The organism is Cellulosimicrobium sp. GQ32, from assembly GCF_059758455.1.
In genome coordinates this window covers 183804-196062 of record NZ_JCAXEP010000007.1, presented here as the reverse complement: position 1 = coordinate 196062, position 12259 = coordinate 183804, and the positions used below count along the sequence as shown (strand labels likewise).

The 12259-nt window shown below is 74.3% G+C and carries 13 protein-coding genes; all 13 read right to left on the bottom strand.

The annotated features are described in order from the left end of the window. Positions 1-12: 12 nt before the first annotated feature. The 13 genes from AC6CH9_RS13485 to ftsW all read right to left on the bottom strand — a co-directional run bounded on the left by AC6CH9_RS13485 (position 13) and on the right by ftsW (position 12254). Positions 13-534 carry a GNAT family N-acetyltransferase gene (locus tag AC6CH9_RS13485; protein WP_498155335.1) on the bottom strand — a complete coding sequence of 174 codons (522 nt, stop codon included), beginning with the start codon at positions 532-534 and terminating at the stop codon, positions 13-15. Next, positions 531-1463: an RluA family pseudouridine synthase gene (locus tag AC6CH9_RS13480; RefSeq protein ID WP_472864370.1), complete on the bottom strand. Its 933-nt coding sequence runs from the start codon at positions 1461-1463 to the stop codon at positions 531-533. The genes AC6CH9_RS13485 and AC6CH9_RS13480 overlap by 4 nt, the downstream gene beginning before the upstream one ends. Next, positions 1460-2143: a signal peptidase II gene (locus AC6CH9_RS13475; RefSeq protein ID WP_498155334.1), complete on the bottom strand. Its 684-nt coding sequence runs from the start codon at positions 2141-2143 to the stop codon at positions 1460-1462. The genes AC6CH9_RS13480 and AC6CH9_RS13475 overlap by 4 nt, the downstream gene beginning before the upstream one ends. Positions 2144-2212: 69 nt before the next feature. Further along, positions 2213-2674: a TraR/DksA family transcriptional regulator gene (locus AC6CH9_RS13470; RefSeq protein WP_047233998.1), complete on the bottom strand. Its 462-nt coding sequence runs from the start codon at positions 2672-2674 to the stop codon at positions 2213-2215. Between the two features lie 134 nt (positions 2675-2808). Further along, on the bottom strand, positions 2809-3477 hold the full coding sequence (locus AC6CH9_RS13465) for a DivIVA domain-containing protein (RefSeq protein ID WP_498155333.1): 669 nt from the start codon (positions 3475-3477) through the stop codon (positions 2809-2811). Between the two features lie 226 nt (positions 3478-3703). Then, the gene (locus tag AC6CH9_RS13460; protein ID WP_498155332.1) at positions 3704-3994 is read right to left on the bottom strand and encodes a YggT family protein; all 291 of its coding nucleotides are present in this window, start codon (positions 3992-3994) and stop codon (positions 3704-3706) included. Positions 3995-4148: 154 nt separating this feature from the next. Next, positions 4149-4634 (bottom strand): cell division protein SepF, encoded by a 486-nt coding sequence (locus AC6CH9_RS13455; protein WP_047234000.1) that lies wholly within the window; start codon positions 4632-4634, stop codon positions 4149-4151. 140 nt (positions 4635-4774) lie between these two features. Continuing rightward, complete coding sequence (pgeF, locus tag AC6CH9_RS13450; RefSeq protein ID WP_498155331.1) at positions 4775-5518, bottom strand: peptidoglycan editing factor PgeF; 744 nt, start codon at positions 5516-5518, stop codon at positions 4775-4777. 96 nt (positions 5519-5614) lie between these two features. Continuing rightward, positions 5615-6958 carry a cell division protein FtsZ gene (ftsZ, locus tag AC6CH9_RS13445; RefSeq protein WP_498155330.1) on the bottom strand — a complete coding sequence of 448 codons (1344 nt, stop codon included), beginning with the start codon at positions 6956-6958 and terminating at the stop codon, positions 5615-5617. A 161-nt stretch (positions 6959-7119) separates the two neighbouring features. Next, on the bottom strand, positions 7120-7845 hold the full coding sequence (locus AC6CH9_RS13440) for a cell division protein FtsQ/DivIB (RefSeq protein WP_498155329.1): 726 nt from the start codon (positions 7843-7845) through the stop codon (positions 7120-7122). A gap of 329 nt (positions 7846-8174) precedes the next feature. Further along, entirely contained in the window at positions 8175-9572 is a 1398-nt protein-coding gene (gene murC, locus AC6CH9_RS13435; RefSeq protein WP_498155378.1) for a UDP-N-acetylmuramate--L-alanine ligase, read from the bottom strand. Positions 9573-9649: 77 nt separating this feature from the next. After that, entirely contained in the window at positions 9650-10804 is a 1155-nt protein-coding gene (gene murG, locus AC6CH9_RS13430; protein WP_498155328.1) for an undecaprenyldiphospho-muramoylpentapeptide beta-N-acetylglucosaminyltransferase, read from the bottom strand. 97 nt (positions 10805-10901) lie between these two features. Next, positions 10902-12254 (bottom strand): putative lipid II flippase FtsW, encoded by a 1353-nt coding sequence (gene ftsW, locus AC6CH9_RS13425; RefSeq protein ID WP_498155327.1) that lies wholly within the window; start codon positions 12252-12254, stop codon positions 10902-10904. Positions 12255-12259: the final 5 nt, after the last annotated feature.

Sequence of the window (12259 nt, the reverse complement as noted above, 5' to 3'; positions counted from 1 at the left end):
CCGCGAGGCGTGTCAGAAGTCGGTCGTGAGGGTCTTGGCGGCGTCGCGGTGGTCGATGCCCGCGTCGAGGTAGACAGGACCGGACACGGCGTAGCCGAGCCGCTCGTAGAAGCCGATCGCCTGGACCTGGGCGGAGAGGAGCACGCGCACGGCGCGGCGTCCGTCCGGTCCCGGGACCGCGTGCTCGACGAGCGCGATCTCCTCCAGCGCGCGCATCACCACGGCGCCCGCACCGGCGCCTCGCGCGGTCGCGGACACCGCCACCCGGCCGATGTGGACCTCGCCCGGGTGCGCCGGGTCCGTGAGGAGCCGACCGGTGCCGACGACCGCACCGTCCTGCTCGCGGTCGCGGACGAGGACGTGCGTCGTCGTCGCCGCGGTGTCGAGGTCGTCGATCTCCTCCTCGACAGGCACGCCCTGCTCGTCGACGAACACGGCGAGCCGCAGCGCGTGCGCGGCGGCCAGCCCGGCGTCGTCGACCACGCGCTCGACGACGAGCCGGCGCGTGCGCGTTCCGGGGACGTCGTCGCTCACGCGTACGCCCCCCGCAGGACCTCGAGCGCGTGCGCGAGGTCGTCGGGGTACTCGCTCGTGAGCTCGAGCCACTGCCCGGTCGTCGGGTGCTCGAACCCGAGGCGGACGGCGTGGAGCCACTGGCGGGTGAGGGCGACGCGCGAGGCGAGCACCGGGTCGGCGCCGTACGTGAGGTCGCCCACGCACGGGTGGCGCAGCGCCGAGAAGTGGACGCGGATCTGGTGCGTGCGCCCCGTCTCGAGGTGTACCTCGACGAGCGACGCAGCCGGCAGCATCTCGAGGACCTCGTAGTGGGTGACCGACGGCTTGCCCTCTGCGGTCACCGCGAACTTCCAGTCGGCGCTCGGGTGACGCCCGATGGGCGCGTCGATCGTCCCGGTCGTCGGCTCGGGATGCCCCTGGACGAGCGCGTGGTAGACCTTCTCGACCGTGCGCTCCTTGAAGGCGCGCTTGAGCGCCGTGTACGCGACCTCGCTCTTCGCGACGACCATGAGGCCCGAGGTCCCGACGTCGAGGCGGTGCACGATGCCCTGGCGCTCGGCGGCGCCGGACGTGGAGATCCGGTAGCCCGCCGCGGCGAGCGCGCCGACGACGGTCGGGCCGGTCCACCCCGGCGAGGGGTGCGCCGCCACGCCGACGGGCTTGTCGACGACCACGACGTCATCGTCGTCGTAGACGATCCCCATGCCCGGCACGGGCTCGGCGACGACCTCGACCGCCGCCGGTGCGGCGTCGGGCACGTCGACCTCGAGCCACGCCCCCGGGACGAGCCGGTCGGACTTGCCGACCTCCCGACCGTCGAGGCGGACCGCGCCGTCCGCCGCGAGCTCCGCCGCGCGCGTCCGGGAGAGGCCGAGCAGGCGCGACAGTCCGGCGTCGACCCGCTCGCCCGCGAGGCCGTCCGGGACCGGGAGGGAGCGCAGGCTCACCGATCCTCCTCGTCCTCGGCGCGCGCCGTCGTCGGGGTCGCCTCTGCCGCCGACCGGGTGCCGGTGTCGCCCTCGGGCGCCTCGTCGCCCCCGTGGCGCGTCCCGTCGATCCCGATGCCGAGGATCGAGAGCACGGCGATCATCACCGCGGCGGCGACGATCGCGATGTCCGCGACGTTGCCGACGAACCAGTTCGCGTAGGCGATGAAGTCGACCACGTGGCCGCGCGCGAAGCCGGGCTCCCGGAAGAACCGGTCCACGAGGTTCCCCAGCGCCCCGCCGAGGAGCAGCCCGAGCGCGACCGCCCAGGCGCGCGAGCCGATCCGGCTCACCATGCGCACGATCACGACCACCACGGCGACGACGACGATCGTCAGGAGCCAGGTCATCCCCGTCGCGATGGAGAGCGCCGCACCGGGGTTGTAGATGAGCCGGAGTCCCAGGAGGGAGCCCAGGAGCGGGATCGTGTCGTCGCCGAGCGTCAGGCTGGACTCGGCCCACCACTTGGTGAGCTGGTCGAGCACCAGGACGAGGGCGGCGAGGACGACGGTCCAGACCACCAGCACGCGCCGCGGACCGCGGTGTGCCGTGCTGGTGTCGGTGCTGGACGCGGTGCCGGGATCGGTGCCGGCGACGGCGTCAGCGGGTTCGGTGGGCTCGGGGCGCGCGGAGGTGGACATCGGCGGCAAGTCTGCCACGTCGGCCCCGTCCTCGGCGCGCCCCCTGCCCGACCGACGGGAGGACGGAGCTCAGCGGCGCTCGGCGCGCTGCTTCGCCTCGACGGAGAGGTTGGCCCGCGGGAACGCCTGGAGGCGTGCCTTGCCGATCGGCAGGCCCGTCTCCTCGCACGTCGCGTAGGTTCCCGCCGCGATGCGGTCCAGGGCGTGCGACGTCTGCGCGAGGAGGTCCCGCACGTTGTTGACGAGGGTCAGCTCCTGCTCGCGCTCCAGGGCGCTCGAGCCGGAGTCCGCCTGGTCGTCGCCCGCCCCGTCCCCGGAGTGTCGCAGCAGGTTCGAGAGCTCCTCGTCGGCGGAGGCCAGCTCCCCCTCCAGGCGCTCCTTCTCCGAGAGGAGCTCGGCGGCGAGCTCCTCGACCTCCCGCAGGGTCCAGGGCTCCTCCCCGTCGCGGACGGGGAAGGACTTGACGTCCTTCGCGAGGTTCGGGAATCGGTCGCGCACGGCCGTTCGGGCCGCGGTGGTGAGCTTGGTCATGTCGCCCCTCCAAGTTCGAGTCACGCGAGAGTAGACGCAGCGGCCGGTACGCACAACACACCACGCCGGACCGCCGAGGCGGGAAGACGCAGGTGCGAGGCGTACCGGCCGCTGCCGGACGGTCGACGCTGGTGCTAGATGCCGGGTGCGAGGTCGCTCGTGCGGCTCGCCCCGCCGACGTTGCTCCGCGGCGGGAGGGCGCTGCCCCGGTTGTCCAGGTCGCCCAGCAGGTTCTGGAGGTAGCTCTTCAGGCGCGTGCGGTAGTCGCGCTCGAAGATGCGGAGCTCGTCGATCTTGCGCTCCAGGAGCGAGCGCTCCTGCTCGAGCTGCGACAGCGTGCGGTGCGAGGTCTCCTCGGCCTCGCGCACGATGCGCGAGCCCTCCTCCTTCGCCTCTGCGATGAGCCGGTCGCCCTCCTCCTGACCCGAGCGCACGTAGTCGTCGTGCAGCTTCTGGGCGAGCTGGAGCATGCCGGTCGCCGACTCGGGCTCGGCGCCGTTCTTCGCGACGACGGCCTGCGAGATCGGTGCGACCGGAGCGGGCTCCGGCTCGGGCGCCTTGGGCGCCTCGACGACGGCGGGCTGCACCGCAGCGCTGGACGCGTCGGCCCGGCTGAGCTCGGCGATACGACGCTCCGCGGCAGCGAGCTTCGACTTGAGGTCCTCGTTCTCCTCCTGCACGGAGTTGAGGGTCCTCACCACCTCGTCCAAGAAGTCGTCGACCTCTTCGACGTCGTAGCCCTCGCGGAACTTCGTCGCCGAGAACTTCTTGTTCAGGATGTCCTCTGCAGTGAGCAGTGCCATCGGTTCACCTCATAGCGTTTGCGTGTCGGTCCGGGCGACCTCGCGATCACCAGAGTCCAAAGTAGCGGAGATTGCCCGTGGGGGCCGGGAGCGGCCGTGCGTTCGCGCGCCGCGCGCCCGTGTGGATGACGTGACGGTCCGGCGTCGGGCCGGTCGTGGTCGGGGCGAACCGGACGTAGCGCACCACGGTCGGCGGGGCGCACGCCCAGGGCGCGTGACGTGCGTCTCAGAGCGACGAGACGACCTGCGCGGCGATCGTCACCGCGAAGAAGAGGATGATGAACGCCAGGTCGAGGCGCACCTGCCCCAGCGAGAGCGGCGGGATGAGACGGCGCAGCGCACGCAGGGGCGGGTCGGTCGCCGAGTAGATCACCTCGGCGACCACGAGCATGACGCCTCTCGGTCGCCAGTCGCGCGCGAAGAACTGCACCCAGTCGAACACGAGCCGACCGATGAGCAGCAGCAGGTAGAGCCAGAGCAGGAATCCGACGATCCCTGTGATGAGGTCCCAGATCACGGGTCAACTGTGCCAGACGTACGTCCCGCGTCCGGGCACGGGACACGCACCTCCCGTGCGCGCAGCAGAAGAGGGACGGACGTGTCGCCACGTCCGTCCCTCTCTGCCGTGCGCGGGGCGCGTGCTCGGCGGGCGCGGCGCGCCCCGCACGTCGTCAGCTCTGGTTGTAGAACCCGGCGCGCCCGGGAGCCGGCGCGGCGGCCTGCTCCTCGCCGGTGATCTCCACGTGCTCGGGCGAGAGCAGGAACACCTTGTTGGTGACGCGCTCGATGGCTCCGTGGAGCCCGAAGATCAGGCCCGCGGAGAAGTCGACCAGGCGCTTCGCGTCCGCGTCGTCCATGTCCGACAGGTTCATGATCACGGGCGTGCCACCGCGGAACGCCTCCCCGATCACGCGCGCGTCGTTGTAGGAGCGCGGGTGCACCGTCGTGATCCTGCGCAGCTCGGCGGCCGACATGCTCGTCTGCGGCACCTCGCGCGGCCCGAGCGCGCGGTGCAGCGGCGTCACCTGGGCCTGGTAGTCGTGCGACACGTCCGCCCCCGTCTCGTCGAGCTCGTCGACGTACTCGTCCTGCTCGTCCTCGCCGCGATCATCAGCGAGGCCCAGATACAGCATGGTCTTGCGCAGCGCTCCCGCCATGGGCCTTGCTCCGTCCTCGATCGATCCGTCGGTCCACCGGCCGTCGGACCGGTGCGTTCACGCTAACCGAGGGCGCCGGACGATCCGGGGACGACACGCCCGGGGTCCTCAACCTCACCCGGAGGTCGAGACCGGGACGGTCACGCGGCGGACAACGCCACCAGCCCGGCGAAGCGACCGGTCGTCGTCCCGCCGCGAGCGGCGCGCCGGTGCGAGAAGAACCGGTCGTCCTCGATCGTGCACGCGTCGACGTGCACGACGTCCTCGACCCCCGCTGCGAGCAGGTCGGCGACCACGCCCGCCGGCAGGTCGAGCGCGGGGGTGCCCCACGAGGTCGTGGACCGCGTGGCCGGCCGCGCGAGCGCGACGTCGTCGCGCATCGTCGCGGGGACCTCGTAGCACCTCCCGCACGCGCTCGGCCCGACGGCGGCCCGGACGTTCCCGGTCCGGGCTCCCGCCTCCCGCATCGCCTCGAGGACCGCCGGGACGACGCCGTGCGCGAGCCCGCGTCGTCCGGCGTGCGCGACCCCGACGACACCCGCGTCGGCGTCCGCGAGGAGCACCGGCACGCAGTCGGCCACGAGCACACCGAGCCCCACGCCCGGCGCGGTCGCGACGATCGCGTCGGCCTCGCCCACCGAGTCGACGGGCGCACCGTCAGCGTCCCGGGGCGGGGAGCCGAGCCGCACGACGTCCGTGCCGTGCACCTGGGAGGAGAAGGCGACCGGAGCCCTGAGCCACGCGGACGCGCGCGCACGGTTGCTCCGGACGCGCGTCGCGTCGTCGGTCACGTTGAGGCCGAGGTTGAGCGAGTCCCACGGCTCCGGTGAGACACCACCGGTGCGAGTCGTGAACCCGGCACGCACGCCGGGACCGAGATCCACCTCGAGTACGACGGGAGGGGCGGCGTCGAGGACGCCATCCCTCCCGCCGGACGCGGGCCGGGTGCTCATCGGGATCGGCCCTGGGTCAGCACCGGGTCACTTGAGGAAGTCGGGGACGTCGAGCTCCTCGACCTTGCGGCGCGCGGGCTCCTCGTCGAAGATCCGCGGCGGCACCTCGACGCCCGCGTTCTGGCCGCCCGGCACCGCGTCGGCGTTCTGGTTCGCCGCGTCGCCCGAGCCGACCACCGTGAACGTCGGGGCGGGCGTCGGCTGGACCGGCACCGGGCCCGAGCCGCCGTCGAGCGTGACGGGCACGTCGTCGGCCTCCGGCTGGATCGGCACCACCGGACGGGGCAGCGTGTGCGCGCCCGTCGTCGGTGCCGGCGCCGGCGGCACCGGGCGGGCCGCCGGGACGACCGGGATCGCGCTCGTCGCCGGGCGCTGCGGCCCGGCCACCTGGCCGAGCGCGCGGGCGTCGCCCCGGACCTGCGGCGCTCCGCCGTCGAAGCCCGCGGCGATGACCGTGACGCGCACCTCGTCGCCCAGGGCGTCGTCGATCACGGCGCCGAAGATGATGTTCGCCTCGGTGTGGGCCGCCTCGTGGACGAGGCGCGCCGCCTCGTTGATCTCGAAGAGGCCGAGGTCGGAGCCGCCCTGGATCGACAGGAGCACGCCGTGGGCGCCGTCGATGCTGGCCTCCAGCAGCGGCGACGAGATCGCCATCTCGGCGGCCTGGACCGCACGGTCGTCGCCGCGCGCGTTGCCGATGCCCATCAGGGCGCTGCCCGCTCCCTGCATGACCGACTTCACGTCGGCGAAGTCGAGGTTGATGAGGCCCGGCGTCGTGATGAGGTCCGTGATGCCCTGCACACCGGAGAGCAGCACCTGGTCGGCCTGGTGGAACGCCTGGAGCGCGCTGACGTTGCGGTCGGACATCGACAGGAGGCGGTCGTTGGGGATGACGATGAGGGTGTCGACCTCGTTGCGGAGGTTCTCGATGCCCTGGTCGGCCTGGACGGAGCGGCGGCGACCCTCGAAGGTGAACGGCCGGGTCACGACGCCGACGGTGAGCGCGCCCAGCGAGCGCGCGATCCGCGCGACGACGGGCGCGCCGCCCGTACCGGTGCCACCACCCTCGCCCGCGGTGACGAAGACCATGTCCGCGCCGCGCAGTACGTCTTCGATCTCCTCGGCGTGGTCCTCGGCGGCCTTCTTGCCGACCTCGGGGTCCGCGCCGGCACCGAGCCCGCGCGTCAGCTCGCGGCCGACGTCGAGCTTGACGTCGGCGTCCGACATGAGGAGCGCCTGCGCGTCCGTGTTGATGGCGATGAACTCGACGCCCTTGAGGCCGACCTCGATCATCCGGTTGACGGCGTTCACGCCCCCACCGCCGATGCCGACCACCTTGATCACTGCTAGGTAGTTCTGCGGAGTTGCCACGTCAATGCCTCTCGATCGGTCAGCCCTGAACCTTCACCCTCAACTAGAGGGTTATAGTTATGTCAGGTCGTTCATGGGTCGACCGTAGGTGTCGACGTGCCCATCATCAACGACCGCCTCGCGCGTGTCGGGTATCGCCGTCCACGGCGCTCTCTTGCTGCTCATCGCGTCACCGGCATCGTGGGTGCCGAGACGTCGTAGAGCGTCACGCCTGCGTTCTCCGGGACCGCCCGCAGCGTCTGGAGGACGCGCACCTTGAGCGCCGCCTCCTCCGCGCTCCCCCACTCAACCACGACGCCGTCCCGCAGCGTCATCCGGACCGCGTCGCGCGTCGGGGCCGAGACCTCGGCGACCTGCGCGTGGAGGTCCGCGGGGAGCGCGTTGAGGAGCACGAGCGCCGCGTCGAGCGCCTTCGCCCCGCGCTCGTCGAGCGGGGCGTCGATCTCCGGTAGGCCCTCGGGGACCGCGGGGTCGGTCCGGACCTGGACGCCGTCGGCATCGAGGAGCGCGAACCCCCCGTCCACCGGGACGGCGACCACGGGCTCGCGCGACTCGAGCAGCACGCTCAGCCCCGTGGGCCAGGACCGGCGGATCTCGACGTCGCGGACGCCGTTGAGGGACAGGACCCGCTCGCGCAGCGCGACCGTGTCCAGCCGCGGCAGCGGCACCCCGGCGGACTCCGCGACGACGGACTCGACCTGGGCCGGGTCGATCACCGTCCCCTCTCCCGAGATCGTCACGTCCTCCGGGTCGAGCCCGAGCACCGACGAGAAGAAGGCGACCCACACGAGCGCGGCCACGACGAGGACGCCCGTCGCCCACCCCAGGACGCGGGTGCGCACCCGGTGCCGACGCATCGCGTCGCGCTCGGCCAGGCGCTCGGTCATCCCGTGCGAGACGACGCCGACCGGAGCCGTCGGTGTCCCGCGCGGCGCGGTCGGCGTCCTGGCGCTGCCGCTCCCGCGCCCCCCGCCGCTCCGCGGGCCTGTCGACCGGCCCGTTCCGGGACGCTCGGCGGTCGACGGCACGAGCTCGCGCCCGGACGCAGCCACCCGCCGGACCGGTCGCGTGGGGGTCTCCTCGGCAGGAGCCCGGGGAACCGGCGTCGAGGTCCCGGATCGCGACGTCCCCGGAACCGGCTGCCGCGCGGCACGCTCCCCCGCGCCGGACCGGTCCGGTCGGGGCGCGGCGGGTCGGGGCCGGGGCGGCGGACGCATCAGGCCTCGCCCCCTCCGGAGGTCCCCGCGCCGGCGGCCCGCTCGGCGATCCGGGCGAGGACGACCGTGCCGAGCTCCGTCACGTCGCCCGCGCCGACCGTGAGGACGAGGTCGCCCGGCCGCGCGGCGTCCGCGACGCGGTGCGCGGCCTCGACCCGGTCCTCCACGGCCGCCACGACCACGTCGGGGGCGCCCATGAGGTCGGTGATCGTGCGCGGGCCCACCTCCGGGTCGGGGTCCTCGCGCGCCGCGTAGACCCCCGTCACGACGACCTCGTCCGCAGCGCCCAGCGCCTCGGCGAACTCGCGCGCGAACGTCGCGGTGCGCGAGTACAGGTGCGGCTGGAAGAGCACCAGCACCCGGCCGCCCGCGGCGACCGGTCGCGCGGCGGCCAGCAGCGCCGCGACCTCCGTCGGGTGGTGCGCGTAGTCGTCGACGACGCGCACCCCGCCGGCCTCCCCGCGCGCCTCGAACCGGCGCCCGGTGCCGAGGAAGCCGTGCGCCGCCGCGACCGCGGCCGACGCGTCCACGCCGAGCACGACCGCCGTCGCGACCGCGGCCGTGGCGTTGAGCGCGTTGTGGTGGCCGGGCACGCGCAGCCGGAGCTCCAGCCCGTCGAGAGCCGCGGTGCCGACGGCCCCCGTCAGCGACGCACGCACGCCCGGACGCCCGTCGTCGGTGGTCGGGCGCACGTCGGACACGCGGAGGTCGGCGTCGGCGGACGTGCCGTACGTGACGACCGCGCCCCCTCCCTCGGTGTGGGTGGCCGCGAGCGCCCGGGCCCCCGCGTCGTCGGCGCAGACGACGAGCGTCCCGCCCGGCGCGATCCGCGCCGCGAAGTCGACGAACGCCTGCTCGAACGCCGTGCGCGAGCCGTAGTGGTCGAGGTGGTCCGGCTCGACGTTCGTCACGACGGCGACGTCGGGCGCGTAGTTGAGGAACGAGCCGTCGGACTCGTCCGCCTCGGCCACGAGGACGTCCGACCCGAGGTGCCCCCCGGCGACGGGACCGTCCGCCGTGAGCACCGTCCCGCCGATCGCGAACGACGGGTCGAGACCCGCGCCGCGCAGGACCGTCGCGATCATCGCGGACGTCGTCGTCTTGCCGTGCGCGCCCGCGACCGCGACCGCGCGGCCGCGCACCATGAGCGACGCGAGCGCCTGCGAGCGGTGCAGCACGCGCAGCCCAGCGGCACGTGCGGCGGTGAGCTCGGGGTTCGACTCGCGGACCGCGCTCGAGACCACCACGGTGTCGGCGTCCGCGACGTGGGCCGCGTCGTGCCCCGCCCAGACCCGCACGCCGTCGGCCCGGAGCGCGGCGAGCGTCTCGCTCTCGCGCGCGTCCGAGCCCTGCACCCGGACGCCGTGGCCGGCGAGGAGCCGCGCGACCACGGACATGCCGGCGCCGCCGACCCCGACGAGGTGGACGGTGCCGAGCTCCTCGAGCGGGACCGGGGCGGCAGCGCCGTGGGTCGTCACGAGCGTGCCCCGGTCTGGCCGGCGGCGGCGACCGCCTCGGCAACGAGGTCGGCGACGCGCGCAGCACCGTCTCGCACCCCCGCACCCGCCGCCGCGCGCGCCATCGCGTCGAGCCGCCCCGGGTCGCCGAGCAGCGCCGGGACCTCGCGCGCGACCCAGGCAGCGTCGAGCTGCGCGTCGTCGACGAGCAGGCCCCCGCCCGCAGCGACGACCGGGCCGGCGTTGAGCCGCTGCTCGCCGTTGCCGATCGGCAGCGGGACGTACACGGCGGGGATCCCCAGCGCCGCGAGCTCGCCCACGGTCCCGGCGCCCGCACGGCACACGACGAGGTCCGCGACGGCGAGCGCGAGCTGCATCTCGGCGAGGTACTCGCGCACGTCGTACCGCGCACCGGGGCGCGCGGCGACGGCGGCGGCGGCCGCGTCGCGGACGCCTGCGTCCTTGCCCTTGCCCGTCAGGTGGAGCACCTGCGCGCCCGCGCCGAGGAGCGCGTCGGCCGCCCCGGAGACGGCCTCGTTGAGGCTCTGCGCCCCGAGCGAGCCGCCCGTGACGACGAGCGTGCGTCGACCCGGGTCGAGCCCGAGCCGCGCCGCGGCGTCCGCACGCACGGCTCCGGCGTCGGCCGCCCGGGCGGCCACGAGGTCCTGGATCTCGCGGCGCAGCGGCAGGCCGGTCACCACGCCGCCCTTGAGCGGCGTGCCCTCGAACGTCACGCCGACGCGCGCGGCCCACCGGGCACCGAGCCGGTTGGCGAGCCCGGGCCGCGCGTTCTGCTCGTGGATCACCACCGGGACGTCACGGCGGCGCGCGGCGAGGTAGGCGGGGGTCGAGACGTAGCCGCCGAAGCCCACGACGACGCGTGCGTCCGTCTCGTCGATCACGGCGCCCGCGGCGTCCACCGCCGACTTGAGCCGCCCCGGGAGGTTGACCCACTCGGCGCTCGGACGCCGCGGGAGCGGGACGCGCGGCACGTGCCGCAGCGGGTAGCCGCGCGCGGGCACGAGGTCGTCCTCCAGCCCGCCCGCGACCCCGAGCGCGGTCACCACCACGCCGGGCTCACGCGCCCGCAGCTCGTCCGCCACCGCCAGAAGCGGGTTCACGTGCCCCGCCGTCCCGCCGCCTGCGAGCACCACCGAACCGATCGTCGTCACGTACCTCGTCGTCCTTCCCTGCGGCGGCTGCCGCGTCCTTGCTGTGGTCTGAAGCTGTGGGCCACCCGGCCGGGCGTCGCCCGGTCCCCGGGCGAGGTCATCGCGTCCGGCGCCGGGGCCGCGCCGCCCGGCCGACGACCGCGAGCGAGCGCCGTACGACGCTCCCTCGCGCCGCCAGAGCCTCGGCCGCGCCGGGCTCGGTGCGCGCGAACGAGATCACGACGCCGAGGGCGGCCATGGTCGTCACGAGCGCCGTGCCTCCGGCGGAGACGAGCGGCAGCGGGACGCCGATCACGGGCAGGAGCCCGATCACGACGCCGATGTTGATGAAGGCCTGCCCGACGATCCAGCAGCCGATGGCGGCCGTCGCGATCTTGACGAACGGGTCAGGGTGGCGCCGCACGATCCTGCTCATCGCCAGTCCGAGGACCACGAACAGTCCGAGGACCAGCAGCGTCCCGAAGAGCCCGAGCTCCTCGCCGATCACGGCGAAGATGAAGTCGTTGTGCGCCTCGGGCAGGTACAGCCACTTCTCCCGGCTCGCGCCGAGCCCCACGCCCGTCAGCCCTCCGGTGCCGAGCGCCCACTGCCCGTGCAGGGACTGGTAGCACTCGCCGAGCGGGTCCGTGCACTCCCCGTACGCCGACGCGATCCGGCCGAGCCGGTCGCCGCCCTCCTGGAGGTAGATCAACCCGTAGCCCACGGCGAAGGCCGCGACCGCCGCACCCAGCCCGAGCAGGCGGCCGCTCGCCCCGGACACGACGAACGCACCGGCCGCGAGCATCATGATGACGAGCGCCGTGCCGAGGTCGTGGCCGGCGAGGACGAGGCCGACGACCGCGAGCGCCCCCGGCACGGCGGGCACGAGGACGTGCCGCCACTCGCCGAGCAGCCGCTGCTTGCGGCCGAGGACCACCCCGAGCCAGAGCGCGAGCGCGAGCTTCGCGAGCTCGGAGGGTTGGAACCGGAACCCACCGATCGGGAGCCAGTTCTGGTTGCCGCCGGTCGCGTCGCCGAACACGACGACGGCGGCGAGCAGGCCGACGGCGACGACCAGGCCGGGCCAGGCGAGTCGCTTGTACCAGCGGACGGGGACGCGCGTGGCGATCAGCAGGACGGGAAGACCGATGAGCGCGAACCGCGCCTGCTCGACGAACGCGTCGAACGGCGACTTGCCCGCCGCGATCTGCGTGACGGCGGAGCTCGAGAACACCATGACGAGCCCGATGATCGTCAGCAGCGCGGTCGCGCCGACGAGCAGGTAGTAGCTCGTCACGGTGCTGTTCCACTGCCCGAGCCAGGGCCGCTCGGTCGGGACGGCGGTCGTGCGCGGGCGCGCCTCGCGGCCCGTCGGCGACTTCGCCCGGCCATGCGTCGTGCTGCGGCCCGCGCCCGTGCGAGGGGTCGTGCGCGCCGACGGCGCCCCTCGTCCGTTCGCGGTCTGTGTCATGGCCG